20 protein-coding genes are annotated in these 26,079 nt (G+C 66.1%); 4 read left to right on the top strand and 16 right to left on the bottom strand.

The window, feature by feature from the left end; translation table 11 throughout:
* Positions 1-441: 441 nt before the first annotated feature.
* The 9 genes from ACCQ08_RS12120 to ACCQ08_RS12080 form a co-directional block, all read right to left on the bottom strand.
* Positions 442-1,260 (bottom strand): M55 family metallopeptidase, encoded by an 819-nt coding sequence (locus ACCQ08_RS12120; protein WP_373449926.1) that lies wholly within the window; start codon positions 1,258-1,260, stop codon positions 442-444.
* Between the two features lie 4 nt (positions 1,261-1,264).
* Positions 1,265-2,359, bottom strand: coding sequence for a P1 family peptidase (locus tag ACCQ08_RS12115; protein WP_373449925.1), 1,095 nt, complete (start codon positions 2,357-2,359; stop codon positions 1,265-1,267).
* Positions 2,352-3,374, bottom strand: coding sequence for a tripartite tricarboxylate transporter substrate binding protein (locus tag ACCQ08_RS12110; protein ID WP_239809426.1), 1,023 nt, complete (start codon positions 3,372-3,374; stop codon positions 2,352-2,354). Before ACCQ08_RS12110 ends, ACCQ08_RS12115 begins: the two co-directional genes overlap by 8 nt.
* 196 nt (positions 3,375-3,570) lie before the next feature.
* Positions 3,571-6,444 (bottom strand): Hsp70 family protein, encoded by a 2,874-nt coding sequence (locus ACCQ08_RS12105; RefSeq protein ID WP_373449924.1) that lies wholly within the window; start codon positions 6,442-6,444, stop codon positions 3,571-3,573.
* Positions 6,445-6,584: 140 nt separating this feature from the next.
* Positions 6,585-8,987, bottom strand: coding sequence for a glucose/quinate/shikimate family membrane-bound PQQ-dependent dehydrogenase (locus tag ACCQ08_RS12100; RefSeq protein ID WP_373449923.1), 2,403 nt, complete (start codon positions 8,985-8,987; stop codon positions 6,585-6,587).
* Positions 8,988-9,239: 252 nt separating this feature from the next.
* Positions 9,240-9,731: a hypothetical protein gene (locus ACCQ08_RS12095; RefSeq protein WP_373449922.1), complete on the bottom strand. Its 492-nt coding sequence runs from the start codon at positions 9,729-9,731 to the stop codon at positions 9,240-9,242.
* 91 nt (positions 9,732-9,822) lie between these two features.
* On the bottom strand, positions 9,823-10,407 hold the full coding sequence (locus tag ACCQ08_RS12090; RefSeq protein WP_373449921.1) for a TetR/AcrR family transcriptional regulator: 585 nt from the start codon (positions 10,405-10,407) through the stop codon (positions 9,823-9,825).
* A 107-nt stretch (positions 10,408-10,514) separates the two neighbouring features.
* Positions 10,515-11,399, bottom strand: coding sequence for a hypothetical protein (locus ACCQ08_RS12085; protein ID WP_373449920.1), 885 nt, complete (start codon positions 11,397-11,399; stop codon positions 10,515-10,517).
* 196 nt (positions 11,400-11,595) lie between these two features.
* The gene (locus tag ACCQ08_RS12080) at positions 11,596-12,504 is read right to left on the bottom strand and encodes an alpha/beta hydrolase (RefSeq protein ID WP_373449919.1); all 909 of its coding nucleotides are present in this window, start codon (positions 12,502-12,504) and stop codon (positions 11,596-11,598) included.
* 324 nt (positions 12,505-12,828) lie between these two features.
* On the opposite strand from ACCQ08_RS12080, the gene ACCQ08_RS12075 reads away from it, so the two are divergent.
* Positions 12,829-13,161 carry a four-helix bundle copper-binding protein gene (locus tag ACCQ08_RS12075; RefSeq protein ID WP_239809433.1) on the top strand — a complete coding sequence of 111 codons (333 nt, stop codon included), beginning with the start codon at positions 12,829-12,831 and terminating at the stop codon, positions 13,159-13,161.
* Between the two features lie 142 nt (positions 13,162-13,303).
* On the opposite strand, the gene ACCQ08_RS12070 is transcribed toward ACCQ08_RS12075, so the two are convergent.
* From ACCQ08_RS12070 to ACCQ08_RS12040, 7 genes are all read right to left on the bottom strand, one after another.
* Positions 13,304-14,188 carry an NAD(P)H-binding protein gene (locus ACCQ08_RS12070; RefSeq protein ID WP_373449918.1) on the bottom strand — a complete coding sequence of 295 codons (885 nt, stop codon included), beginning with the start codon at positions 14,186-14,188 and terminating at the stop codon, positions 13,304-13,306.
* A complete protein-coding gene (locus ACCQ08_RS12065) occupies positions 14,185-15,285 on the bottom strand; it encodes an ABC transporter substrate-binding protein (RefSeq protein ID WP_373449917.1) in 1,101 nt (366 codons plus the stop codon). Before ACCQ08_RS12065 ends, ACCQ08_RS12070 begins: the two co-directional genes overlap by 4 nt.
* A 22-nt stretch (positions 15,286-15,307) precedes the next feature.
* Entirely contained in the window at positions 15,308-16,930 is a 1,623-nt protein-coding gene (locus ACCQ08_RS12060) for an ABC transporter substrate-binding protein (RefSeq protein WP_373449916.1), read from the bottom strand.
* Positions 16,931-16,963: 33 nt separating this feature from the next.
* Complete coding sequence (locus ACCQ08_RS12055; protein ID WP_373449915.1) at positions 16,964-18,193, bottom strand: acyl-CoA dehydrogenase family protein; 1,230 nt, start codon at positions 18,191-18,193, stop codon at positions 16,964-16,966.
* Positions 18,190-19,743 (bottom strand): amidase, encoded by a 1,554-nt coding sequence (locus ACCQ08_RS12050; protein ID WP_373449914.1) that lies wholly within the window; start codon positions 19,741-19,743, stop codon positions 18,190-18,192. Before ACCQ08_RS12050 ends, ACCQ08_RS12055 begins: the two co-directional genes overlap by 4 nt.
* Positions 19,740-21,329, bottom strand: a complete 1,590-nt coding sequence (locus ACCQ08_RS12045; RefSeq protein ID WP_373449913.1) for an ABC transporter substrate-binding protein — start codon at positions 21,327-21,329, stop codon at positions 19,740-19,742. The genes ACCQ08_RS12050 and ACCQ08_RS12045 overlap by 4 nt, the downstream gene beginning before the upstream one ends.
* 110 nt (positions 21,330-21,439) lie before the next feature.
* Positions 21,440-22,624 carry an LLM class flavin-dependent oxidoreductase gene (locus tag ACCQ08_RS12040; RefSeq protein WP_373449912.1) on the bottom strand — a complete coding sequence of 395 codons (1,185 nt, stop codon included), beginning with the start codon at positions 22,622-22,624 and terminating at the stop codon, positions 21,440-21,442.
* 440 nt (positions 22,625-23,064) lie between these two features.
* Here ACCQ08_RS12040 and ACCQ08_RS12035 point away from each other — a divergent pair, with 440 nt between their 5' ends.
* Genes ACCQ08_RS12035 through ACCQ08_RS12025 form a run of 3 tightly spaced genes read left to right on the top strand, consistent with a single transcriptional unit; the run spans position 23,065 to position 26,072 of the window.
* The gene (locus ACCQ08_RS12035) at positions 23,065-24,051 is read left to right on the top strand and encodes an ABC transporter permease (RefSeq protein ID WP_373449911.1); all 987 of its coding nucleotides are present in this window, start codon (positions 23,065-23,067) and stop codon (positions 24,049-24,051) included.
* A complete protein-coding gene (locus ACCQ08_RS12030) occupies positions 24,051-25,076 on the top strand; it encodes an ABC transporter permease (protein ID WP_312410768.1) in 1,026 nt (341 codons plus the stop codon). The genes ACCQ08_RS12035 and ACCQ08_RS12030 overlap by 1 nt, the downstream gene beginning before the upstream one ends.
* On the top strand, positions 25,077-26,072 hold the full coding sequence (locus ACCQ08_RS12025; protein ID WP_230779284.1) for an ABC transporter ATP-binding protein: 996 nt from the start codon (positions 25,077-25,079) through the stop codon (positions 26,070-26,072).
* Positions 26,073-26,079: the final 7 nt, after the last annotated feature.

The raw sequence follows: 26,079 nt of genomic DNA, 5'->3' as shown, positions 1-26,079 counted from the left end.
TTCATTTGGCGCCAAATGAAAGTGACTGCGCCGCCGGGCGCACATCCCGGCCAGCAGCCCTACGCCAGTAGTAAACAGAACCCCAAAAAAGCACATGGCCCAGCCCAGACCACAAAAAAAGCATCCCTCAGCTGAGGCATGACACCACCAACCAAGAGACGCCGTTATAGAAGTAACTCGCGATTACCGAAAAACAGACCGCCCTGGGCCTGCTACCAGGGTAGATGCATATTCCATGCCAGTTCCAACGCGTAGCCGTCCTGCCAAAAACGGGAGCTGCCAGCGCTCCACGGCCGACAGCCAGCCCGCCACCGGCAGACTGCCATGCTTTGGTGCGAGAAAGACCATGAATAGAGGCGCTGCAGAAGCGGCCTCATGACCGCCCGGCGCCGCTCTCTCGCAGACAGCAGGCGATGCCAGCAAGGGCGCCGCCCCAGCCGCTCAGCGCAGCATGCTGGACATGGCCGACAGGCAATTGGTCATGCGCACGGCCGATTCGATGTCCGGCGCGCTGAAGCGCACCGTGCGGCCATCGACCCGCTCCAGGGCCGGCCACTGGCAGAACAGATCGGCCATGCCCGGCGAGGTCGCGGCAATCTGCACCTGCACCGGGCTGGCCGTTCGCAGCGGCTGGCAGCGCGCGCGGCCGGCCAGGCCCTGCTCCACCCCGGCGCGGATCGCCTGCTGCGCCTGCTCGGGCGAGAGGCTGATGCCGCTGCCCTGGCCCGTGGCGCGCTTGGTCTGCACAAACACCGCATGCGGGAAGATCGCCTGGTTCTCCTCGCGCAGCACATCGTCGCCGGCCAGCATCACCACCGGCGCGCCATAGGCGCCTGCCAAAGCGCCGTAAATGCTGGCCTCGCTGGCCTCCTGCCCGTTGATATGGATGCTGGCAAACGCAAAGCTGTTGATGGTGTGGGCCAGGATGCCCCGGCCCTGTGCGCGCGAGTGGTAGCCGACCATGCAGACCGCATCTACCCCCAGCTCCACGCCCGCCACCATGCTCAGGTAACGCGGCTTGCCCTGGATGACCTGGGCGCGCGCATCGAGCAGATCGGGCGGCATGTTGCGAAAGCCGCCGTGCGAGTCGTTGACATAGACCTCCTCCGCGCCAGCGGCAAAAGCGCCTTCGACAGCAGCATTGGCCTCCTGGGCCATCAGGCGGCGCGCGCGCTCGTACTCGGGGTTGCCTGCGCGCACCTGCTCGGGGTGGTAGACACCGGCCACGCCTTCGATATCGACAGAAATCAGTACTTTCATCGCTTCAGTCCTTGCAGAGTTCTTGCAGCCCCCAGCGCTGGTGGCCGTCGCGCCCTTGCACGCTCTGGGCATGCCACAGCGCATTCAAAATGGATTGCTCCACCGCATCGGCCGCCGCGCGGAACAGCGGGTCCAGCTGCGCCTCATGCAGCATCGCCAGCGCCGGCATCGGCGTGGCCGCATCGGCGGGCAGGGTGTAGGCCGTCGAGAACGCCAGCGCGATATCGCCGCTGCCATGGCCGTAACAGGAGCCGGTGTTGGCCAGGCCGGCGGCGGCACGCCGCGCCACGCGGCTGAGCTGGCGGCTGTCCAGTGGCGCATCGGTGGCCAGCAGCATGATGATGCTGCCCTTGTCCACACCATCGCCTACTGCGGCACCTGCCACTGCGCCCGCGGCCAGCTTGGCCTGCAGCCGCCGCTCCAGCGCTGCGCCCGGCGCCTGGCCGCCCCAGCGCAGATCGGCCAGCTTGCCCATATTGGCCAGCACCAGCGCACCCACGGTATAGCGCTGCTCGCCCACAACGACCTGGCGCGATGCGCTGCCGATGCCGCCCTTGAGCTGGAAGGCCGACATGCCCCGGCCCGCACCCACCGCCCCCTGCACCACGTCGGGTGAAGCGCTGTCCAGCGCCGCCTGGTAGTGCGCCGGGCCCATGGCCATGCGCTGGATATCGCTCAGGTAGCCATCATTGCATTCCAGCACCAGCGCATTCACGGTGGGCAGGCTGCGGCCGCATTCGGGGTTGGCCGCAATGCACTGCGCAATCTGCGCCTGCACCACGGCCGAGACGCCAAAGGTATTGGTCAGCGCAATCGGGGTTTCGATCTGGCCCAGCTCTGCCAGTTGCACCAGGCCGGCACTCTTGCCAAAGCCGTTGATCACCGCCAGGCCGGCGGGCAGCTTGTGCATAAAGGGGTTGTCTTGCGGCGGGATCAGCACCGTGATCCCGGTCTGCAGATCGCCATCGGCCAAGGTGCAATGCCCCAGGCGCAGGCCAGCCACATCGGTGATGGCATTGCGCGGGCCCGCCGGCAGCAGGCCGACGACGGGCAATTGCCTGCAGGCGTCCAGCAGTGCGGCGTCTTGGGGCTCAGTCAATGTGCGCTCCCGAGTCCTGCACCACCTGCTTCCAGTAGGCCAGCTCGGCCGGCAGGCTGGCCTTGAAGCTCTGCGGGGTCGACACCACAGACTCCGCGCCCAGGGTCTTCAGGCGCTCGGCCATCACCGGCGTGGCCAGCACCTTGGTGATCGCGGCATGCAGGCGCACGACGACGGTATCGGGCGTGCCGGCTGGTGCAAACAGGCCGTACCAGCTGGTGACGGCCAGGCCCTTGCCCAGCGGCGGGATCTCAGGCGCCAGCTGGGTCGGCTTGTCCGAGGCCACGCCCAAAACGCGCAGCTTGCCGCTGCTGACAAAGGGCATCACACCGGGAAAGCTGCCAAAGGTCATCGGCAACTGGCCGGCGACCACATCGGTCGCGGCAGCCGAGGCGCCTTTGTAAGGCACATGCAGCAGGTCCACGCCCTTTTGCTTTTTCAGCATCTCGCCCAGCAAATGGTTCAAGGTGCCATTGCCGGCCGATGCGTACTCGACCTTGCCCGGGTGCTGCTTGGCATAGGCCACCAGCTCGTCCAGGTTCTTGGCCGGGAAGTTCGGGTTCACCACCAGCAGGTAAGGCGCCACGGCCAGTTGCATCACCGGCGTGAAGTCCTTGATCGGGTCAAAAGGCACCGAGCTGTAGAGCGCCGGGTTGATCGTGTAGGCGCTCTGCGCCGTCACCAGAAAGGTGTAGCCATCGGCCGCGCTGCGCGCCACCTGGCTGGTGCCCACATTGCCATTGGCCCCTGCCCGGTTCTCCACAATCACCGGCTGGCCGAGCGACTGGCCCAGGCCCTGTGCGACGGCGCGGGCAATCACATCATTGGCACCACCGGGGGCCTGGGGCACGACAAAGGTGATGGGCTTGTTCGGCCAGTTGGCCGTACTGCTGGCAGTACTCCCTTGTGCCCAGGCCTGGGGTAGCACGCCGCCCGCCAGCACGGCGGCCAGTGCCGCAGCCAGCGCAGCACGGCGCGGCAAGCAAGCTGAAGAGGGGGTCGTGTCAAACATCATTGCAATATCTCCTGAAAGTGGCACCGCGCCCGCAGTTCCGCGCGGCGCAGCCGCCATTGTTGCACTGGCCGGTGGCCACAATGCCGCGACGGGCGCAGCTACCCGTCGCGATTGCAGCAGAGGCCAGCGCCCAAACACGGGACGAAAGGCCTGTTCCAAGCCACGGCCGCGGCGTGATGAGCGCTTGAACAGGCGCTTACAGCAACGCCAAACCCGGCGGCAGGCTGTCGCCCAGGCTGCGCTGCTGGTCTTCGGCATCCATCTCCACCACCTGGCTCACCATCGCGATCCAGCGCTCGGGTGCGCCGCTGCTGCGCATCTTGTCCAGCACCGCGCTGCGCAGCGCATCGGGCAGGTCGCGGGCGCGGTCGCCGGTCATGCGCGCCATCTGCAGCGCGGCAAACATGGCGGTCTCGTTGCGGCGCCAGTCCTGGGCCAGCGTGGCCTGCACAAACTCCTGGGCGGCGTTGGGTGGCATGACGAGGTGGGCATTGGCGGCCATCGGCTGGCGGGCGGCCAGGCGGCCGATGGCCCACCAGGTCTGCACGGTTTCGCCGTCGCGCTTCAGGCGCTGCAGCATCCACTGGCCCATCTCCTGGCGGTACTGCCAAGGCACGGCCTCCATCGCGGCAAACAGGCGCAGCATGTCGTCATAGCTGCCATGGCTGCTTTTGCCGCCACTGCCATCGGCGCGCTTGCGGGCGGTCTGCTGCACCGCCTTTTGCATGTGGCCGGCCACGTCTTCGAGCAGCTCCATCTGCTGCGCTTCATTCAAGCCAGCCGCCACACGACGCCAGAACACCCACCATTCGGTCCAGTTGCCCGGCTCCTTGCCATGGCCCAGGCCTTGCGGGTACAGCGCCCAGACCTGCTCCACCCGCCAGGCATCCAACTGCGCACCCAGCCCCGGGCGCAGGCACCAGCCGGCCAGGTTCAGCCAAGCGCGCTCATGCTCGGGCGTGCGGCGGCGGCGCTTGGCACGCGCCAGCAGCGCATCAAACATCGCGCGCAGCAGTGCCAGATCCCAGCTGTTGCGCGGGCCCAGCAGCCGCTCCAGCACCTGGCGCAGCTGGCGTACCTCCTTGGCGTCCACCGCCTGCGCCTGGTTGCCAAAAATACGGTCGATCTGCGCAATCGCCTGCTCCCGGCGTGCGCTGGCATGCGCCTCGCCGGCGCTGTCAGCGGTGGCCGCGCTGTCATCCGCTGCCTGCACTGTGCCGCGCAGGCTGAGCGGCAGCAGCCAGGATTGGCTCGGGTCATCGACCGCCACGCAGCGCACCTCCAGGGTGCCGACTTCGGTCATGCTGGCCTGCAGCTGCACCTCGATCTGGGCCTGGTGCTGGCCCTCGGGCGCGGGCAACACGGTGGCCAGCGGCGGCAGCTCCACCCAACCATCGCCCTGCAACGGCGCCAGTTGCCCGGCCTGGGCTGGCAAGCTGGGCAAGCTGTTGGCCAGCAGGTCAAAGCGCACCGCCTGGCCCAGCTTGAGCGCAAAGCGCCGGCCGGATAACACCATGCGCACCCCTTCCTGCGTGCCCCTTGGCAGCAGGCACAGGCCCTGGGGTGCTGCGCCCTTGGCACCGGGCAGCAGCAGCCAGTAGCTGCGCGCCGATCCGCCCCCAATCTGCGGCAAGCGGCTGCGCAGAGGGGCCACAGGCGGTGCTGCTGCACCGGTGGTTGCGGGTAGCGCTGCGGCGGGCTCAGCCTCGGGCGCAAAACGGGTCAGGCCATAGGCGGCCGCGCCCCGGGCCACGGCCCAGTCGGGGTGCGGGTTGTGCAGCACGCGCACCGGCGTGCCGCGCCAGGCGCTGAGCTGCTGCGTCAGCCGCTCCACCACCGCATGCGCATGGAACACGCCGCCATTGAGCAAGACGGTATCGGGCAGCGCCTGCGCCCCGCCGTTGCCCGCATGCTGCGCCAGAAACTGCGCCAGATGCCGGGTGATGGCCGCATCGGCCGGGTAGGGCAAGCCAAAGCCGCGCAAGGCACCCTGGCGTTTGCTGGGCACCGCGCTGCGCTCGGCGAGCGGCAAGAAGCCTTCAACCACCCATTGCTGCACCTGGACGCGGCTCAGGCTGGCCGTCTTACTTTGGGCCAGCAGGCGGCTGCCGCCGCCCAGCAGGGTCACGGCGACCTGCTCGGGCGCATCAGCCGCCAGCAACTGCTCCTTGGCGATGCGGCAGCGCTGCACCAGCTGCGCAAAACGGGCCGCCGGCAGGCGCTGGCCCTCGGGCGCAAACTGGGGCTCCAGCTGGTGGGCCAGCGCCAGATCCATGTTGTCGCCGCCCAGCATCAGGTGCTCGCCCACGGCAGTGCGTGTCAGGCTCGGCAGGCCGCCATCGGCGGCGGGCTCGACCTGGATCAGGGTCAGGTCGGTGGTGCCTCCGCCCACATCCACCACCAGCACCAACCGGCTGTCGGCGAGCCGCGCAGCCAGCTGCTCGCCCTGCAGTACCAGCCAGTCGTGAAAAGCGGCCTTGGGCTCTTCGAGCAAATGCACCTGCGGCAGGCCGGCCCGTTGAGCGGCCTCCACAGTCAGCGCGCGCGCGCCCTCATCAAACGAGGCGGGCACCGTCAGCACAACGATCTGCGCGCTCAGTGGCGCCTGCGGATGGGCCTGCTCCCAGGCCGCCTTCACATGGGCCAGGTAGGAGGCCGATGCCGCCAGCGGCGATATCTTGGCGACCTCGTCGCCGGCGCCCCAGGGCAGGATGGCCGCGCTGCGGTCCACCCCCGGGTGCGACAGCCAGCTTTTGGCGCTGGCCACCAGGCGGCTGGGCACGGCGGTGCCCAGATCACGGGCCCAGCGTCCTACCACCGCCGGTGCTTCATCGCTCGCGCCTTGCGGCGGCCAGGGCTGTTGCCAGGCATCGCCCAGCTCCCCCGCAGCCGCCTGGTAGCGCACCGAGGGCAGCAGGGTCTGCGCCTGTACCTCGCCCGCACTGCTGCGCTGGGGAATGGTCAGCAGCGCAATCTCGTCACCCGCCGCCGTCAGTGGTGCATAGGCCACCACCGTGTGGCTGGTGCCCAGATCGATACCAATGACATAGGAGGGAGACGAGGAATTCATAAACGGCCAAGCGAGACGGCAAAAACCCGGCCAAGGATGGCCGGGTAGGCGAATCGTAACAATTCTTGCAAAGACCCAGGGTGCCTCTGCGAAAGCGGTGCCGCTGGTGCAGCAGCGCCCGCTATCCCTTCGTCTTCCACTCAATCCGGCAGCGCATAAGCCATCAGCGAATCACCCAGCTTGGTGCCGAACGAGCCATGCCCGCCGGCCATGATGACCACATACTGCTTGCCGCCGATGTCGTAGGTCATCGGCGTCGCCTGGCCGCCGGCGGGCAGGCGTGCCTGCCAGAGCAGTTCGCCATTGCTGGCGTTGAACGCGCGCAGGTAGTTGTCCTGGGTCGCGCCGATGAACATCAGGTTGCCGCCGGTGGAGATCAGGCCACCCAAACCCGGCACACCGGCCTTGATCGGCGGCAGCTCCATCAGCTTGGGCAGGCTGTCGCGGATGGTGCCCACGCGCTTGCGCCACACGACTTCATGCGTCGCCAGATCCACACCCACGACCGTCATCCATGCCGGCTCCTTGCAGGGCAGGCCCAGCGGCGACAAAAAGGCATTGAGCTCTACCCCATACGGCGTGCCATACATAGGCTGCACGCCCTGCTCGGTGCCTGCGCCCTTTTCGGTGCGCGGACGGTTCGGGTCCGCCGGGATCAGGCGCGATACAAAGGGCAGACCCAGCGGGTTCATGAACGCGATCTGGCGGTCGCTGTCCACCGCCATGCCTCCCCACTCGAATACACCAAGGTTGCCCGGAAACACCAAGGTGCCATTTTCCGACGGCGGCGTATAGATACCTTCGTAATTGAGGCGGTGGAAGATCACGCGGCACATCAGCTGGTCGAACATCGTGGCGCCCCACATGTTCCGGTCCGTCAAATTCTCATGCGGCCCCATGTTCAACGGCGAGAACGGCTGCGTCGGCGCATAGTGTTCTCCATTGGTTTGCGGGCCGCGCTTGACGCTTTGCGGCACCGGCTTTTCAGTCACAGGCAGGATCGCTTCGCCATTCGTCCGATTGAGCACAAACAGCTGCCCGGTCTTGGTCAACACATAAATGGCAGGCACCGTCGTACCGTCCGGGCGCTTGAGGTCGACCAGAGAGGGCTGCGCTGGCACATCCATGTCCCAGAGATCATGGTGGGTGGTCTGGAAGTGCCAGACCAGCTTGCCGGTGCTGGCATCCAGGGCCAGCATCGAATTGGCATAGCGCTCCTTCAATGGGGTCCGGTCGCCGCCCCAGATATCGGGCGTCCCGACGCCAGTCGGCACGTAGACGATGTCGGTCTGGGCGTCATAGGCCAGCGGCGCCCAGGCATTGGGGGAGTTGTGCACGAACTCGCCTTTCTCGCCGGGCATCTGGTTCGGGTCCTCAGCACCGGTATCGAACACCCAGCGCAGCGCGCCGGTATTGACGTCATAACCGCGAATCACGCCAGAAGGTTCCGCGTTGGACAGGTTGTCGGTGATCGAGCCGCCAATCACGATCGTCGAGCCCGTCACCACCGGGGGCGATGTGGGGTTGTAGCCGCCCCGGTAAGGAAAGGGCATATTGGCCTGCAGATCCACCTGGCCCTGGTTGCCAAAGTCGCTGCAAGGCTTGCCGGTGTCCGGGTTCACCGCGAACAGGCGCCCATCGTTCACCGGCAGGATCACCTTGCGGGGGCACTCGGCAGAGGCCTGGGTCAGGTTCTTCTGCACGCTGGCGCTGTTGGCCTCGACGTTGGCGCTGTCGTAGTAGGACACGCCTCGGCAGGTCAGATGCTGGAAGGTGCGGTCGGCTTTCAGCTGCGGATCAAAGCGCCACAAGCGCTTGCCGGTTGCCGGGTCGAGGGCATCGAGGAACTGGTGCGTCGTGCAGATGAACATGCGGTTGCCCACCTTGATCGGCGTCAGCTCTGCCGTGGTTTCGCCCGAGTCGTCTTCGCCCTTGAAGTCACCCGTCTGGTACTTCCAGGCCAGCTGGAGCTTGTTCACGTTGCTGTCGTTGATCTGCGCCAGCGGCGAGTAGCGCACCCCTGCCTGGGTGCGTCCATAGGAGGGCCAGTCGGCATCGGCCACGCCCGCCACCGGCGTTTTCTGGGCCGACGGCGCGCGCGCCAGGCTGCCATTGACTTCTTGCGGATCGTTGAACCAGCTCAGGCCCAGCACCGCGAGCACTGCCACCAGTCCCAGCGACAGCAGCGATTTCGCACCCGCGCTGGGCAGCAGCCGCCGGCTCGCCCAGGGCAGTACCAGCCACAGGCCCAGCACAAACCAGATATCCAGCCGCGGCGTCAGCGCCCAGAAATCGGTCCCCGACTCCCAGATGCCCCATGCGATCGTCGCGAACAGCAGCACCGCATACAACCACAGGCTTGCGACGCGGTCACGCGCATACAACCAGGTGATGACGGCCAGCACCACGCCTGCCACCAGGTAGTAGGCCGAGCCACCGAGCGCGATCAGCCATCCCCCGCCCCCCACCAAAAACAAGGTCACCAGGACCAGGATCGCTACCGTTATGTTTCTAGCGATGGGTTTGCCATGCGATTGCGTCATTGCTTCCACTTTCAGGCCCTCGGGCCCCAGGTTGAACGGAAGACTTCTACCCATTGGAGCAGTCGCTGAACGTTCTTAGGGCCGCTGAATTGGATGAGTCGGCAACTATTGCAGCACCAGGCGGGGGCGTTGTCTGTCAGCCAAAGGCGGTGTTTACCGGCTGGTACCCGAGAAGCCCGGTTATTCCAAAAGCACTGTTGCGGACCCTCTGCACCACCTCTTGTCCTCCGGAAGACAACCGGTTTTGCCGAATCAGCGCTTGCGCTGCGAGCGCATCCACCACATTTGCCAGCCGGTTGCCACCAAAAAGATGACCAACCACGCCAGCACCGTGCCGCGCACCAACGGTGATTCTGGCCCTGTGGCCAGGGGATGGCCTACCGGCAGACGCGTCAAGGTCTCGCCAATGGCAGGGACCAATAGCAGAAAGAAGCTGAAAGAAAAGCCAAACTGCGACAGATAGGGAACCAGGCGCGGGAACAGCGGCAGCTGCCGGATGAGCAATGACCCGCCGATCACCAGCAGCGCCAGAATGCCAAGGGCATGGCCGGCATTGAAGCCTCCGGTGCTGGACAGGCCGAACGCCGTGAGCACGGACAGCAGCATGCTGACCAGGTACAGCTGACCCGAGCGCCTGGCCGGCTCAATCGCGTGGTAGCGGACAAAGCTGTACAAGCCGGCAGCGAGCGGCAGCACACTGATGGCGGTGTGTACCGCACCAAGGGTCGAGATGGGATGTGGCATGGGGTAGACTTTCTTAAAACAACCGACTAGTTGATTGGTTTGCAGGGCAAAAAATAGAGGGCCCGGCTCCCCTAGGTGAGCGGGCCATCCTTCACACGGCCAGCCGATGTATCGCAGCGCGCACAATCGTCTGGAAAGCTTCGGGGTCACCCAAGGCGCGAGCCGTCAGCATCGCGCCATGCACGGTGGACATCAAGGCGAGCGCTTCTACCGGCGCAGCCGCTTCCGGCTTGAACTGTGCTTTGGCCTGGCCTTGCGAGATGACCGCTGCCAGCCACTGCGTCAGATCCTGGAAATAGCCACGCACTTCCGCTGCTATTTCCGGCGGAATCATCGGCGCCTCAGCGGCCAGCATCGCGCAGATGCACATCGTCGATGAACCATCACGTATGCAGCGCGCCCAGTAATCCACATAAGCGCTCAATTGGGCCTGTGGATCGTCGCCGATATGCTGCTGCATCGCTGCCAAGCCCTCAGTGGATTGCTGCCGGTGGCGCTGAACCACTGTCAACACCAAGTCCGCCTTGCTGGGGAAATGGTGGTGGATGCTGGCCTTGCCGATGCCCACCTTGTCAGAGAGATCCGCATAGCTAAAGCCGTTGTAGCCGCCGGCGGCCAGCAGGTGCCGGGCGTGTTCTGCCAATTCAGTGGCGCGGGGGGAGAGTTCAACAGTCATCGGGTGGGCAGCTAGCGCATTCAAAGATGAGCCATTCTACTAGTTGGTTGGTTTTCGTCAAGCGTCCATTTTTAATGGGTAAACGACGCTGACGCAGCGGGCCCGCCTCAGGCAGAAGCGCGCAACAGCCGTTCGGACAATGCAGAAAAGCGCACGCTGGGCAGCAGAAAGCAGAGCGCCTCCGGGTCCGCATCCAGCCTTTGCAGCAACGGACAGTCCAGGGTGTGCGTATCCAGCAGCAAGGGCTCCACCGAGGCGGCATCCACCGGCAATGCAATCGTCGCCAAGGCCGACCTGGCAGGGGCACCCTCCGCTGTCGGCACCTCCACCACCGCGGCATCCTGGGAGGCCAGCCGAACGATCGCATCCGGCCAGCCATTGAACATCCCGGACCAGGGAGGCGGCAAAACGGCCTCCCCCGCCCCGGCCGCCCTGACAGCCCTGGCCGCCAATCTTGGCGCGCTGCCCTCGCCGGGCGCGATGCCGATGATGGCCTCATTGGGAGTCACGCGGAAATCGAAACGGGCTGGCCAATGGGATGGCAAGGCATCACTGAACAGGCGCGTCCCGGCCACATAGGCGAGGCTGTCCATCATGTTGTAGACAAAGGCGACGGTGGGAATGGGCGGCGCATCAGACAGCGGCTCTGCGAGGTACAGGCGCCAGTTGCTCTGCAGCGGCGAAGGCATCAGGCGCCTCAAGGGCCCCATCCAACGGGGACCAAAATGGCCATGCCGATAGGTCAGCACCGTGAGCGGAGTGCGGCCCTGGTGAGACCAGAGGCGCGCGCCCGGCGGGGCAAAGGGTGCTGCCAGGGCTTCGTCCACCAGCCAGTTCATGTAGACCACGTCCACCACATCGCTGTCCAAGGCCATAAAGGGCAAGCGAGACATCGCCGCTCGCCGGTACGTGGCAAAGCGGCGCGAATTGAACAACTTGGCAAGGCCATTGCCAAACGCGCCCTGGTGCGGGTGGGTGTAGAGGTGATGCATGGAAGCGGTTGACAGCAGCGCTGGCTGGCACCGTTGTGCGGTGGTGGCGGAGGGCCGGGTCTGGCCAAGACCACGATCTTAGCGCCGCCAGCCCGTCGCCATGCGACTCCCGCCACGAGGGATCCACCTGGGCACCGGGTGCAAAGCAGGCTTGACGCCGAGGCCCATCCGGTCACGGCGGCGCTCCCCTAAGAGGTCATGGCGCCGGTTTCGGATCCCCGCGTACAAAGTCCACCACCGTCGGCAGAACCGGCGCCAGCCAGTCCAGCGGCCGGGCCAGCGCGGCAACCGTCGTCACGTGGCTGAGCCGGTCAAAGATCCGCATATCCACATTGGTACCGGCCGCCCGCAACCGGTTTGCCAGGCCGACGGTGTTGCGCTGCGTATCAACGATCTTGTCGTTGCGTGCGGCCAGCAGCAAAGTGCGGGGGGCCTTGGCCTCGGCATAGAAGATCGGCTGGGAATCGGCCGGAGTGTGCGGCCAGTTAAAAGCGACCTGAACCTGGGGGTCCACCAGCGGCAAAAAGTCGTAGGGCCCGGCCAGACCTATCCAGCCTGCAAGGCGATCCGGTGCCAGGCCCAAAGGCGCGAGCCAGCGCGTGTCCAAGGCCAGCATCGCGGCGTTGTAAGCCCCGGCCGAATGGCCCATCACCATCACCCGCGCCGGGTCGCCACCCAGGCTGGCGGTATGCGCCAAGGTCCACTGCAGCGCCAACGCGCAATCGCCCAGAAAGCCGTCGTACTGCACCTGGGGGCTCAGCCGGTAGTCGGCCACCACCGCGATGATGCCGTTCGCAGCCAGCGCCTCGCCGACGAAACGGTACTCGGCCCGCTCGCCGCTGGTCCAGTTGCCGCCATAAAAAAACAGCACCACCGGTGCTGGGCCGGGCACCGTGCTGGCCTGTGGCTGGTACACATCCAGCAGATGACGCGGATCGGGCCCATAGGGTAGGCCCGTGGGGCCGTGGTAGGTGTCATGGGCCACCAGGTGGTCCAGAACCTGGGCACCCGAACAGCCGGAGACCAGGGCTGCGATGGCGGAACCGATGCTGATAAGGCCTAGGCGGCGGCTCATAGGGGTGGAGAGTTTGGAAGAAATGGGCATGTGCGCTATACGCTGAAAGCGTTTTGGATTCATTCCGTTGAAAGTACGGAACCTCCTGCCAGCTTCGAGCAATGATTGTCACCAGTCTGCGGGCAAGCCAGGTGCTGGGCCTCTCAGCTGCGACCGGAAGCTGACGTAGGCCGAATGACCGCCTGGAATCGGGTACAGGAGTGCTAAGGACCCATGGCCGTCGATCCCGCGTCCTACAACGGTTCACTGCGGGACAGCCGCAGGCCACCCTGGATGCAGAGGAATGAACGCGTCATTCCTACAGCCTCAGCCGCGCGCAAGGCGTAAAACATGGTTTTGCAACAGGAGACGCTGATGACCACCACCAACCCTTATCAGGCCTGTATTGACGCATGCAACGCCTGCGTGATTGCATGCAACGAATGCTTTGCAGGCTGCCTCCAAGAGGACGATCCCAAAATGATGGCACGCTGCATTGCGCTGGATGCCGATTGCGCAGCCATCTGCTCGCTCGCTGTGGGTGCCATGGCGCGCAACAGCGAAATGGCGAAACACTTCTGCAGGCTATGCAGCGAGGTCTGCCTCGCTTGCGCGAACGAGTGCGCCCATCACCCGCATGACCATTGCGTGCGATGTGCAGAGGCTTGCAGGGCTTGCTCGAAGGCCTGCTTGGCGATGGTCAACTGACCAGGCCGCTCCAAAGCCACGCATGTCTGCACCACCGGTGAAGAAGCCCGCTGACGGAGCTGCGCCCCAACAATTGGGCATCCCTCCAACCGATGGCCTGGCTTTCAGGACCACCAGACACTGCTGACCCGCTGCCTGCCCCTCAAGCCGCCACCGCCAAAGCCCCGAGCTCTTCCGCCAAAAACCCCTCCACCGTCCGCGGCTCGCGCCCCAGCACCTGCCGCACCGTGGCCGTCACCGCAGCCGCATGGCCCGCGCGCATCAGCGCAAAAAACTCGCCATGCACCTGCGCGATAAAGGGGTCGGCGGCGGCGGACACAGGCGCGGCGGCGGTAATGGGACGGCCCAGCAGGCGCGATGCGATCTCGGCCAGTTTTTGCGGGCGCAGTGCCTGGCTGCCGGTCAGCACCCAGGGGCCGGGGGCGCCCAGGCGCTGCTGGGCAGCTTCAGGGTTCAGCAGCGCTTCAACAGCCACATCGGCAATGTCGCGTGCATCGAGGTAGGAGACGCCAGCGCCCAGGTGCTGGGAGCGCAGCACATCCCCGCTGCGCAGATCAGCCGCAATGCGCGACAGGCCCACCTGCATCCAGGCATTGGGGCGCAGCACCGTGTGGGAGATGCCGCTGGCCTGCAGGCCCTCCTCGATGCGGCCATGGGCATCGCCGGACAGCGAACGGCCAGGAGGGTCAATGGTCCAGTCCGAGCCGGAGAGTTTGACGATGTGCTGCACACCGGCAGCGCGCGCAGCTTCGATCACACGTAGTTGCTGCTCGGCCAGCGCCGGGGTGATTGGAGAGAGCAGAAAGAGGCGCTCAATGCCGACGAGGGACTGGCTCAAGGCCGCAGCATCCTCAAAACTGCCCTGGGCCACCTCGACGGTATCGCCCCACAGCGCCTGCGCAGTGGCGGCTTGGCGCACGAATACTCTTGGCCGTGCCTGCCGGGCCAGCAGGCGCGGCACCAGCAGCTGGCCCAGGCGCCCGCTGGCGCCGCAGACCAGCACGCGGGGATGCGGGTTCGCACTCATGCCCGCAGCGCCTCGGGCTCGGCGGCGGTTTGCGGCGCCGCACCCTCGGCCAGCAGGCGGTTCAGCGGCCGGGCATCCACCCAGTCGGCGACCGAGAAATCGGCCGGCAAAAAGCCCCATTCCAGCAAAAAGTCCTTGAAGTAGCCAATCGCATCGACCAGCTCCGGCTCCAGGCTGATGCCCAGGTGATGGTGCAGGTCTGCGCCGTTGGAGGCCAGGATGGCCTCTTCGCTGGTGGCGATCTCGCGGGCGACAAAGCGCAGCGTCTCGTCGGGATGGGCCTCGGCCCAACGGCCGGCGCGCTGCACCACACGCAGCAGCTCCAGAACCAGGTCCGGGCGCTGCTCGGCCAGCGCGGCGTCCACCGTCAGGGTGCGTGGTGTGCCGTTGTTGATGCGCACGCGCGGATCGGGGTGGCGGCCAAACTCGCTGACCAGCTGCGCTCCAATCAGGTTGGCCACCAAGAGGCCCTCGGCGCCTTTGACAAAGATCGCATCGACCTCGCCACGCACGAGGGCATCAGCCTCGCGGAAATACGGGTGGCGGCGGCGCAGCCCGAACAGGCTGGGCGTGCCATGCTGCTGGATCACCGACTCCTCGATCACCAAGTCGACCAGCTGCACATCGCTGTGCTGCAGGCCCACCAGAGACAGTCCCGAGACCAGGCCCTTGAGGGCAGTCGCGCGGTGGAAGTCGATCAGGTCATTGACCCGGCTGGGCACGCCAAAGCGCTTGCCGGCCAGGTCCTCGGGCTTGTCGATGCCCTGGCCCGGCAAGGTCACCAGCGCCTGGAACTCATCCGTCCAGGTGATGGCGACCAGGCGCGTATCGCGGCCCTTGGCCCGCGCCCAGATCGGCGGGATATTGCCGCCCTGGCGGAAGGACCAGGGCAGGCTGTGGTCGAAATGGCTCTCGCGCACCTTGCGGTCCTTGGAGTCAAAGATGGACTCCACCCCAATGCCCAGCGCCGCAAAGGCCTCTTGCAGCCAGCCTTGCTGCGCGGCAATGCCCAGTGGCGACGGCACCGGGCAGCGGGTGTACCAGAGGGAGCTCGGTTGTTGACCTGGTACGTTCGATGTTTCGGAAGGGCTTGTCATCGGTTTCTCCTAGGCAGATGGATCAGGACGCGGCCAGCCAGACGCCGGCCAGGTTGCCGGCCACGCCATCCGCACCCACGGTGTGGTTGCGCACGCGCTTGTCGGCAATCGTGTAGATGTCGGGGGCGACCAAGGTGATGTCGGGCAGGTCGGTGGCGATGTGCTTCTGGAACTCCGCCACCTCGCGGATGCGCTGGGCCTCGTTCATCTCGATGGCGGCAGATTCCAGCAGGCGGTCCACCTCGGGGCTGGCGTAATGCGCGCCGTTCGAGAACGGCAGCCCGCGCTGAAAGCTCTTGGACCAGTACAGCCGCTGGATGCCCACCGTCGGGTCAAAGGTGTTGCTCATCGCGCTCACATGCAGGTCAAAGGCGCGGTCGGTGTAGATGCGCTTGATGTAGGTGGCAAAGTCCTGGCTGTTGATCTGCACATCGATGCCGATGCGGCCCAGCGCCTGCTTGAGGAAGTCGCCGGTGCGCTGGCCGCCCTCGTTGGGGATGGGGGTCAGGTTCAGCCGCGCACGCCACTGGCCGCCGGCCTTGCCACGCGTCAGGCCCGCGTCGTCCAGCAGCTTCTCGGCACGTTTCAGGTCATAGGGCAGCACCGGCAGATCGGGCACATAGAACTTCTTCAGCGCCGGGTGCACCGGCCCGGTGGTCAGCCTGCCCTGGCCGTACCAGGCGACCTTGAGCAGGTTCTCGCGCTGCAGCGCATGGGCAATAGCCTGGCGCACGCGCAGGTCCTTGAGCGGCTCGCTCTCCAGGTTGAACTCCAGGCGGTAGACGCTGTTGATGTATTCATAGCCCCGGGTCTCGAACTGCAGGCCGGGCTTGGCGCGCAGGCGCTCCACCTCGGCAAAGGGCACTGGCGAGCTGGGTGCAATCTGCACCTGGCCGCTTTCGATGGCTGCCGTGCGCGCGGCGGCGTCGGGGATAAAGCGCACCACCAGCCGGTCGATATAGGGCTTGTCGCCATCCCAGTAATGCGGGTTGCGCTCGTAGATCACATGGCTGCCGCGCACCCATTCCTTGAACACAAAGGGGCCCGTGCCCACCGGCGCATTGTTGGCCGGGTTGGTATCGGCCCGGCCGCTGGCATAGAGGTGCTTGGGCACGATCGGCGACTCCGAGGCCGCCAGCGCCGTGATCAGGTACGGGATGGGGCGGCTCAGTTGCAGTACCACCGTGTGCGCGTCGGGGGCCTGCACCTCGGCCACGCCGGCAAAGGTGGCGCGGCCCCGGGGGTGGAACTCCTTGAGCAGCGCAATCGAATGCACCACATCGGCCGACGTGAAGGGCTTGCCGTCATGCCATTTGACCCCCTGGCGCAGCTGGAAGCGGTAGACCAGGCCATCGGGGCTGATGGTCCAGGCTACAGCCAGCTGCGGCTGCGGGTTGAGGTTGAAGTCATAGGTCAGCAGCCCCTCGGTGACCTTGCCCGAGATCGTCACCGACGAGCCCGCCGTGTGCGCAATCGTCGTCAAGGTCGGCGGCTCGGGGAAGAGCAGCAGGTTCAAGGTGCCGCCTTTTTGCGGCTTGTCCTGCGCCCAGGCCAGGCTGGGGACTGCCGTGCCCAGGCCGGAGGCCGCAGCGGCCAGCATGAAGCGGCGGCGCGTGGCGAGCGAGAAATCGGAATCAGTAGACATGCGAGGTACCAAGGGTAAAAACAGGGGCTGTGCTCAGGCAGCGGCCTGCCGCTTTTGCAAGGCCGCACGGCCGGTGTTGCTGCGGATCAGGCTGTTGGACGGCGAATGGATCTGGCTGCACAGCACATTGCGCAGATGGCGCTCCAGCGGATTGCGCCGCGCCAGGCCGTGGTTGCCGGCCAGCTCCAGCGCCAGCTGTGCCACGCGCAGCGCGTTGTCCACCGCCACATGCTTGGCCACGGCCACCAGGCCATCGGGCGCGGTGCCGCTGTCGTAGGCGCGGGCATGGCTGTCCAGCAGCCAGTCGCTGGTCTGCAGCAGCACCTCGATCTCGCCAAACTTTTCCTGCACGGTGGTAAGCGATGCCAGGTTGGCACCGCCCAGTGCGCTGGGGCGGCGCTGGTTCAAAAACGCACCCAGCCAATCGCGCGCCGAGCGCGCCGCGCCGTCATACACCGTGGCCACCAGGCTGAAGTACCAGGCAATGCCATGGGCCTCACGCTGCAGGCCCAGGCTGGCCGGGCGCAGGCCTACCGCATGGTGGTCGGGCACCCAGGCGCCGTCGAGCACCAGGTCCTGGCTGACGGTGGCGCGCATGCCCATGGGGTTCCAGGTGTCCAGCAGGCGGGCACCGGCTGTATCTCGGGGCAGCACAAAGCTGCCCAGGCGCGGCTCGGGCTCGTCGGTTACCGCCAGCACGCTGATCCAGGCCAACAGCGGCCCGCCGGTCACATAGACCTTGTGGCCGCTCAGCTGCCAGCCACCGGCCACGCGCCTGGCCCGCGTCGCCGGCAGGCCGCCGTGCGAGGGCGAGCCCAGCTCCGGCTCCACCTGGGCGGCGTTGAGCAACGCCGGGCCTTGCAGGCTGGCCGCTATCAGCTCGTCCGCCAGCGCTGCCGGCCACTCGCCCTGCGCTGCGCGCTGCGAGCGGGCAATGGCCGCATGGTTGCTGTAGTGCATCGCCAAAATCAAGGCCACCGCCGGGTCGCCCTGGGCAATGGCCCCGACCACCGCACGGGCGCTGGCCAGGCCTGCGCCATGGCCACCGGCCTCGCGCGCAATGGTCAGCCGCAGCAAGTCGGCCTGGTGCAGCAGCGCAAATTGGGGGGCTGGCGCGGCGCCACTGGCGTCATGCGCCTCCGCCAGTGCGGCCAGCTCGCCGATCAGCGCCTGCGCGCGGGCCAGCAAGCGGGCCTCGTCCAAGGCCGGGCCCGGGCTGGCCGTATCCAGGGGCTGCTGCAGCGCTTGCAGCACGGCGCTCATGCATCCCCCTGCACATAGCGGGGCGGCACCACAAAGCCGCCCTGGGCCTGCTCCCAGGCATGGGCAAAGGCAATGGTCGTGCGGTCTTCCAGATAGGGGCCGACCACCTGGGCGCTGATGGGCAGGCCGTCATCATCGAGCCCGACCGGGAAACTGGTCGCAGGCAGGCCCGGCAGCACTGGCAAGCCGGCCCAGTAAAACAGCTCGCGAAAGCCGATGTGGCGCACCCCATCGGCATAGGCCACCGGAAAGCGGCGCTCTTCCTTGTGGCCTTGCTGCTGGTGCGCAAAAGCCGGGGTGGGCGCCACAGGGGTCAGCACCACGTCATAGTCCTTGAACAGCTGCTCCCACTGGTGGCTCAGCGCATGGCGGTGCTCGTTGTCCTGCAGCCAGGTGGCATGGGGCAGGCTGGGCGCGCGCAGCAACGCGGCCTCGGCGCTGCGGTCATCGGGCTCCAGCTCGGCCAGGCGCTGCTGCTGCGCTTCGGTCAGCGGCGCCCCATGGGCGACGGACGAGCCCAGCAGGCTGCGGTAGGTGCGGTGCTGCTCACTCAGGTCGGGGCGCTGCGCAGGAGGCAGATCGCGCCACTGCGTGGTCTGCACGCCTTGCGCTTGCAAGGCGCTGACCACCCTGGCAATCACCAGCTGCTCGGACAGGCTCGCCTCCTGGCCCGGCCAGGCGCCCAGCACCAGCACCCGAAAATCCTGCAGCCGCTGGTGGCGCGGCGGTGGCAGGCTCGCCTGCCAGCCCTTGGCCTGCAGCGGATCGAGGTTGAGCAGCTGCGCCAGCGCCAGCTCCAGGTCCAGCGCAGTGCGCGCCAGTGGCCCAGCCACCGACAGGTCGCGCGCGGCAAAGCGCCCTTGCGGCGCGCCGGTGCCGCGCATCGAGATCAGCCCATAGCTGGTCTTGTGGCCAAACACGCCGTTGAAGTGGGCGGGAATGCGCACCGAGCCGCCAATGTCCGTGCCCAGCTCCAGCGCCACAAAGCCCGCCGCCACGGCCGCTGCGCTGCCGCCCGACGAGCCACCGGGCGTGCGCTGCAGATCCCAGGGGTTGTTGCTGCTGCCGTAGACCGCGTTGTAGCTTTGCAGATCGCTCAGCGCCAGCGGCACATTGCTCTTGCCGATCAGCACCGCGCCAGCCGCCCGCAACGCCGCCACCGCAGGCGCATCCTGCCGGGCGATATTGCTGCGGTAGTCCGGGTTGCCCACGGTGGTGGGCAGGCCCGCAACATCAAAGTTCTCCTTCACGGTGATCGGCAGGCCCAGCAGCGGCTTGCGCTCGCCCCGCTGCAAGGCGGCATCGGCCGCCAGGGCATCGCGCCGGGCTTGTTCGATCGCCCTCACCGGGATCGCATTGAGCTCGCCATCATGGCGCTCGATGCGGGCCAGCGCCTGCTCCAGCAGCTCCACCGCGCTGACGCGGCCATCGGCCAGTGCCTGCAGCTGCGCACGGGCGCTGGCAAAGGCCAGGCGGGCGGCGATGCCCTGCGCCGCTGCCGCGCTCTCACTGAGGGTGGTTTCGTTGGGAAAGTCGATGGTCGTCGTCATTTGCTAGCCTCCAGCCACAGGTCAGAAAAGTCTCCAGACGTCAGGTCAATGCTGTTGTTGAGCCCATGCACCCGCGTGCTGTGTACCCGCAGCGCAGACGGCACGGTCGCGATCGGGTAGACCGGCAGATCACGGCCCACAATCTGCTGAATCTCGCGGAACTGCGCGGCACGCTTGGCCTCGTCCACCTCGACAGCAGCCTGGCGGAACAGGTTGTCCACCTGCGGGTTGTTGTAGTGCGAGGCATTGATCCAGATCAGCGGGTTCTTGATGCCGTCGGACCAGTAGATGCGCTGCACGCCCACCGATGGATCAAACAAGCGGCCCAGGCCGTTGAGGTTCAGGTCAAACTCGCGCGCGGTATAGGCACGCTTAAGGAAGGTGGGCAGGTCACCATCCAGAATGTCCACCTTGATGCCCACACGGTTCAGCGCCGAGCGTAGGTACTCGGACGTCTGCTTGAACTGCGCGCCGGGGATGTAGGTGAGCTTGAGCGCAAAGCGCTGGCCGTTGGCCTGGCGCGGGTAGCCGGCAGCATCGAGCAGCTGGTTGGCGCGGGCCACATCAAAGCCGTAGTTGAACTGGCTGTCGTCGTAATAGGCGCCCAGCACCTTGGGGACGGGCGAGTTCACCAGCTCGGCCTGCTTGTAGTAGACGTTGTTGACGATGAAGTTGCGGTCGACCGCATGGGCAATCGCATGGCGCACCTCGGGCTTGGCCAGCACCGGGTTCTCGACGTTGAACTCCAGGAACGACGCATTGTTCAGGAACGCGTCATAGCTGGCATCGAGCTTGAGGTTGGGCTTTTGCAGCAAGCGGCCCAGGTCGGCCAGGGCCAGATTCTGCGCCACATCGGCCTCACCCGTTTCGATGGCCGCCGAGATCGCGGCCGGGTCACGCACAAAGCGGATCACTACCCGGTCCACATGGGGCACACCGGGGCGCCAGTAGTTCGGGTTGCGCTTGAGGATCACATGGCTGCCGCGCACCCATTGCTCAAAAATGAACGGGCCTGTACCGACCGGCGCATTGGCGTTGGGGCTGCCCAGCGGGTCGCCATCGCCATAGCGGTGCGCCGGCACGATCGGCAGCTCTGCCGACGACAGCGACTTGAGCAGAAACGGCGCAGGCTTGGACAGCACCAGCACCGCCGTGTGCGCGTCGGGCGTATCGACCCGCTCCAGGTTCTGCAAGGTGATGCGGCCACGCGGGCCCAGCTTTTTCTGGGTCAGGAACGAGTAGCGCACATCGGCCGAGCTGAAGTCGCGCCCATCATGGAACTTGACGCCTTCGCGCAGCTTGAAGCGGTACTGCAGACCATCGGGGCTGACCGTCCAGGACGTGGCCAGCAGCGGCTGGGGCTGGAACTTGGCGTCATAGCGCAGCAGGCCTTCGGTGATCTTGGCGCTGACATCGCGGTTGTCGGTCTTGGTATCGAGAAAGGACACCAGCGAGGTCGGCTCCTGCGCGACGACGGAGGTGACCTTGCCGCCCTTGACGGGCGTGGCGGGTGCCTGGGCATAGGCCGCGCCGAAAGTGCTGGCGGTCAGCAGGCCCCAGGCCAGGTTTTTGTAGAGAGTTCGCATGGGCAATGGTCCAGGAGAGAAGGCGCAGTCAAAGCGCAGATAACACGCAAAAAGCGCAAAGAAAAACGGGAGAGACGGAGAAAGTCTGTGGATAAAGCTGTGCGCAGTGCTTAGAAGCGCAGGCCGGCCTGCTTCATCAGCGGCAGAATGCGGTCGCGAAAAAATTCCAGATCGGGCTTGAAGTCGAAGAAGCTCAGTTGCAGCCCATCGATGCCGGCACGCTTGAGCTGCACAAACTGCTCGACCACCTGCTCGGGCGTACCGATCACTTCGATGTTGCCGCCGATGGCGCGGCGCTTGGGGGCATCGAGCGCCGTGCGGCCGCGCCAGGCATGGGCATCGCTCTTCAAGCTGCTGAAGCCGTCCGGGGTGCGCTGGTCCTGGTGGGCCACGATGGCATCGTGGTAGGCCCAGGTCTCCGCCTCGGTGCCGCGGCTGATGACCATCGGGTTGAGCAAGGTGCGCACGGTGCGGCCGGCATTGCGCGCCTCTTGTTTGACGCGGGCCGCATGGGCGGGCAGCACCTCGATGGCACGGGCAAAGTCCGATGCGCCGGGGCTGGTGATGAAGACCAGGTCCGAATGCCGGGCCGCAAAGGCAATGCCCGCATCCGAGCCGGTGGCGTTGACCAGTGCGGGCCGGCCAAAGCGCGGCTTGGGGCTGACAAAGCCGCCCCCCAGCTTCCACGGCGAGATGCCTTCGAACGAGTAGTTCTCGTCATAGGACCACAGGCGCTGCACGACCTCGATGAACTCCGAGGCCAGGTCATAGCGCCGGTCATGCTCGATCTGGTCCCAGCCAAACATCTTGTGCTCCACCTCGCGGTGGCCGGTGACGATATTGATGCCCCAGCGCCCGCCCGAGATATGGTCCAAGGTGGCACCCCACTTGGCCAGGTGCAGCGGGTGCAGCGGGCCGTAGAGCACATGGATGGTCGAGATCAGCATGATGCGCCGGGTGACCGAGGTCAGCGCCGCCGTGGTGGCAAACGAATCCAGCGCATCCCCGTTGAACACCCCGCCATAGCCGCCCTTGGGCAGCCACTGCGACAGCGCAAACACCAGATCGAACCCCAGGTCTTCTGCCTTCAGCACCAGGTCCTTGTTGTAGTCAAAGCGCCAGTCGGTGCTGCGCGGCAGGGTCGAGGCACTCCAGCCGCCCGCCTGGATCGGCAGAAACAGGCCCAGCAGAATGGGCTGAGCAAAAGCCTGCGACAGGGGGCTGTCCGGAAAATCCAGCGGCGAGGCGAATGTCTCTCGATCAGCGAGCGTATCCAAGGGTATTGCAGAGTTCATGGAGCGGCCAGGGGGTTTCACGACAAAGGACGGCAAACCGGCATAGAGGTAAACCGGGGATTTCACCGTCCGCATTGGCTTGAATAATCCCATGAATCAGCAGCGTGTTCTTGCGCCGATTTTGCATTTGCATATTTAAAAATCAGCCATCAACGCTGGCATGCAAATCCCCACCAAAGCACAGTGCAAACGTACAGCGCAGCCCCTTGCCACCGCTTATAGCTTTCAAGTATGTGCTGCCAAGCAAACAAAATATGCGGTTTTGGGTTCACATCCGCTCGAAAAACTTTGGCGAGCGGCCACCAACCAATAAAAATCAGATACCGATATTTGTTATTTAGTTTGCACCTTTTGATATATGAAATGGCATGCTGCAAATACCGGAGATCAGGCAGGAACGCTCCTATCATGCACAGGGTCACCCCCGATCAATAATGCGCATGAATACCCTCCCCCGTTTATTGCGATCGCTCTGGTTCAATGCCAAATATGCAGTACCCACGGTGCTGGGCGTAGCGATTCTGAATTTTCTGCTGCTGCAGCTCACACCCGGTGATGCGGCCGATGTGATGGCCGGCGAATCCGGCGCGGCCACCGCCGAGACCCTGGCGGCGCTGCGCTCGCGCTTTGGGCTGGATCTGAGCGTGCTGGAGCAGCTGCAGGCCTACCTGGGCAACCTGGCGCATTTCAGCCTGGGTTTTTCGCCGCGCTACAACATGCCGGTGATGGAGCTGATCGGCCAGCGCCTGCCCAGCACCTTGCTGCTGATGGGCCTGGCGCTGGCGATTGCCCTGAGCCTGGGCATTACGCTGGGCACGGCGATGGCCTACTTTGCCGGCCGCATGCCGGACCGCCTGCTGTCGGTGCTGTCGCTGCTGTTCTATTCGGTGCCGGGCTTCTGGACCGGGCTGATGCTGATCGTGCTGTTCTCGGTCAAGCTCGGCTGGCTGCCCAGCGGCGGCTCGGCCAGCATCGGCTCGCAGCTGAGTGGCGTGGCCGCCGTGCTCGATCAGCTGCGCTACATGGTGCTGCCTGCCACGTCGCTCGCCCTCTTCTATGTAGCGATCTATGCGCGCCTGACCCGCGCAGCGATGCTGGAGGTGCAGTCGCAGGACTTTGTGCGCACCGCCGCGGCCAAGGGCCTCTCGCCCTGGCGCATCACCGTGCGCCATGTGCTGCGCAATGCGCTGCTGCCGGTGACCACGATGGCCGGCATGCACCTGGGCGGCATGCTCGGCGGCGCGGTGGTGGTCGAGACCGTCTACAGCTGGCCGGGCCTGGGGCGCCTGGCCTTCGAGGCCGTACTGAGCCGCGATTTCAGCGTGCTGATGGGTGTGCTGTTTCTCTCTTCCCTGCTGGTGATCGCCGCCAATGTGCTGGTCGATCTGCTGCATGCCTGGCTGGATCCCCGAATCGAGGTGCGCTGATGTCTTTGTCTTCCTCTTCCCAGGCGCTGCCTATCCCCCCGGCCGCCACCCACCCGCTGGCGGCCGCACAGGCGGCGCACAGCAGCACCAGCAACGCCGAGCCCGATGCCGCGCCCTGGCCCAATCTGCATGCGCCCGACGCGGTGCGCACCAGCACAAGTGCCGCCAACGCAGGCAGTGGCAGCCAGGGCTACCGCGCGCTGCGCGTGTTCCTGCGCAATCCCACGGCCATGCTGGGCTGCGGCTTCTTGCTGGCCGTGCTGCTGCTGGCGCTGACCGCGCCCTGGCTCTTTCCCGGTGATCCGCTGGACATGGTGGCCCAGCCCTTTCTCTGGCCCGGCCAGGATGCCGCCTACCTGCTGGGCACCGACTCGATGGGCCGTGATGTGGCTGCCGGCATTGCCCATGGCGCGCGCGTGTCGCTGCTGGTGGGCGTGTCGGCCACGTTGATCGGGCTGAGCCTGGGCATTGGCATTGGCGCCGTCAGCGGCTACTTTGGCGGCTGGGTCGATGACCTGCTGCAGCGCGTGGTGGTGCTGTTCCAGACGATTCCCAGCTTTATCTTGCTGGTGGTGCTGGTGGCGATTGCCCAGCCGGCGATCAGCACCATCGTCGTGGCGATTGGCCTGGTGACCTGGCCCACGGTGGCGCGCCTGGTGCGGGCCGAGTTCCGCGCGCTGCGCCACAAGGAGTTTGTGCTGGCCGCCCGCGCGCTGGGTTACTCGCACAGCCGCATCATCCTGCGCGAGATGCTGCCCAATGCGCTGCCGCCCATCATCGTCACCTCGTCGGTGATGGTGGCCTCGGCCATCCTGCTGGAATCGGCGCTGTCCTTCATGGGCATGGGCGACCCGAATGTGGTCAGCTGGGGCAGCATGATCGGCATGGGGCGCGACCTGCTGCGCACCGCCTGGTACCTGACGGCCGCACCGGGCCTGGCCATCGTGTTTGCCGTGCTGGCCTTCAACCTGATTGGTGATGGCTTGAACGATGCCCTCAACCCCCGTCTGTCGCAGGAGCGCTGAATGTCCGAAACCTCTTTGCTGGATGTGCGCGGGCTGAGCATCCGTTTTCCGCAACTCGATCCGGTGCGTGGGCTGAGCTTCAGCGTGCAGGCGGGCGAGACTTTGGCGATCGTCGGTGAATCGGGCTCGGGCAAATCACTCACCGCCCTCGCGCTGATGCGCCTGCTGCCGCGCGCGGCCCGCATTGCGCAGGGCGAGATCCGCTTCAACGGCCAGGACCTGCTGGCGCTCGATGAGCGCGCGATGCGCCAGTTGCGCGGGCGCGAGATCGGCATGATCTTCCAGGAGCCGATGACCTCGCTGAACCCGGTCTACACCATCGGTTGGCAGATCGCCGAGGTGCTGCGCCAGCACGAGGGTTTGAGTGCCAAGGCGGCACGGCTGCGCGCCATCGAGCTGCTCGATACCGTGCGCATCCCCGATCCGCAGCGCCGGGTCGATGACTTTCCGCACCAGCTCTCGGGCGGCATGCGCCAGCGCGTGATGATTGCCATGGCCATTGCCTGCCGCCCGCGCCTGCTGATCGCCGACGAGCCCACCACCGCGCTGGATGTGACCATCCAGGCCCAGGTGCTGGACCTGCTCGACCGGCTGCGCAAGGAGCTGTCGATGGGCCTGATCCTGATCACCCACGACCTAGGCGTGGTGTCGCAATGGGCCGACCGCGTGGTGGTGATGTATGCCGGCCGCGAGGTGGAGCAGGCCCGCCCCGGCCCGCTGTTTGACGAGCCCCTGCACCCCTACACCCAGGGCCTGCTGGCGGCATCGCCCCGGCTGCAGCCCGGCGCGCACTACCTCGATGGCCCGCTGACCGAGATTCGCGGCAGCATCACCTCGGCCATCGGCCAGGCCGGCTGCGCCTTTGCACCGCGCTGCCCGCGCGCCCAGGCCTATTGCCACAGCGTTGTGCCGCCCCTGCAAGCAGCAGGCCCGCAACGCCTCAGCGCCTGCCCCATCACCCTGCCTGCGTCTGCACGCAGCGCCCACCTTGCCTAGGACTGCC

This window comes from Comamonas sp. SY3, from assembly GCF_041730275.1.
Classification (GTDB): domain Bacteria; phylum Pseudomonadota; class Gammaproteobacteria; order Burkholderiales; family Burkholderiaceae_C; genus Comamonas; species Comamonas sediminis.
The sequence above is the reverse complement of the archived record's forward strand: the minus strand, read 5'-3'. Positions and strand labels throughout refer to the sequence as shown.

What these genes read in the sequence shown, in the direction of transcription:
- ACCQ08_RS12105 (WP_373449924.1), bottom strand. Translation starts at nt 6,444, where the DNA reads ATGAATTCCTCGTCTCCCTCCTATGTCATTGGTATCGATCTGGGCACC.
- ACCQ08_RS12080 (WP_373449919.1), bottom strand. Translation starts at nt 12,504, where the DNA reads ATGCCCATTTCTTCCAAACTCTCCACCCCTATGAGCCGCCGCCTAGGC.
- ACCQ08_RS12050 (WP_373449914.1), bottom strand. Translation starts at nt 19,743, where the DNA reads ATGACGACGACCATCGACTTTCCCAACGAAACCACCCTCAGTGAGAGC.
- ACCQ08_RS12120 (WP_373449926.1), bottom strand. Translation starts at nt 1,260, where the DNA reads ATGAAAGTACTGATTTCTGTCGATATCGAAGGCGTGGCCGGTGTCTAC.
- ACCQ08_RS12065 (WP_373449917.1), bottom strand. Translation starts at nt 15,285, where the DNA reads ATGACAAGCCCTTCCGAAACATCGAACGTACCAGGTCAACAACCGAGC.
- ACCQ08_RS12040 (WP_373449912.1), bottom strand. Translation starts at nt 22,624, where the DNA reads ATGAACTCTGCAATACCCTTGGATACGCTCGCTGATCGAGAGACATTC.
- ACCQ08_RS12090 (WP_373449921.1), bottom strand. Translation starts at nt 10,407, where the DNA reads ATGACTGTTGAACTCTCCCCCCGCGCCACTGAATTGGCAGAACACGCC.
- ACCQ08_RS12055 (WP_373449915.1), bottom strand. Translation starts at nt 18,193, where the DNA reads ATGAGCGCCGTGCTGCAAGCGCTGCAGCAGCCCCTGGATACGGCCAGC.
- ACCQ08_RS12095 (WP_373449922.1), bottom strand. Translation starts at nt 9,731, where the DNA reads ATGCCACATCCCATCTCGACCCTTGGTGCGGTACACACCGCCATCAGT.
- ACCQ08_RS12070 (WP_373449918.1), bottom strand. Translation starts at nt 14,188, where the DNA reads ATGAGTGCGAACCCGCATCCCCGCGTGCTGGTCTGCGGCGCCAGCGGG.
- ACCQ08_RS12025 (WP_230779284.1), top strand. Translation starts at nt 25,077, where the DNA reads ATGTCCGAAACCTCTTTGCTGGATGTGCGCGGGCTGAGCATCCGTTTT.
- ACCQ08_RS12075 (WP_239809433.1), top strand. Translation starts at nt 12,829, where the DNA reads ATGACCACCACCAACCCTTATCAGGCCTGTATTGACGCATGCAACGCC.
- ACCQ08_RS12100 (WP_373449923.1), bottom strand. Translation starts at nt 8,987, where the DNA reads ATGACGCAATCGCATGGCAAACCCATCGCTAGAAACATAACGGTAGCG.
- ACCQ08_RS12030 (WP_312410768.1), top strand. Translation starts at nt 24,051, where the DNA reads ATGTCTTTGTCTTCCTCTTCCCAGGCGCTGCCTATCCCCCCGGCCGCC.
- ACCQ08_RS12060 (WP_373449916.1), bottom strand. Translation starts at nt 16,930, where the DNA reads ATGTCTACTGATTCCGATTTCTCGCTCGCCACGCGCCGCCGCTTCATG.
- ACCQ08_RS12110 (WP_239809426.1), bottom strand. Translation starts at nt 3,374, where the DNA reads ATGATGTTTGACACGACCCCCTCTTCAGCTTGCTTGCCGCGCCGTGCT.
- ACCQ08_RS12085 (WP_373449920.1), bottom strand. Translation starts at nt 11,399, where the DNA reads ATGCATCACCTCTACACCCACCCGCACCAGGGCGCGTTTGGCAATGGC.
- ACCQ08_RS12035 (WP_373449911.1), top strand. Translation starts at nt 23,065, where the DNA reads ATGAATACCCTCCCCCGTTTATTGCGATCGCTCTGGTTCAATGCCAAA.
- ACCQ08_RS12045 (WP_373449913.1), bottom strand. Translation starts at nt 21,329, where the DNA reads ATGCGAACTCTCTACAAAAACCTGGCCTGGGGCCTGCTGACCGCCAGC.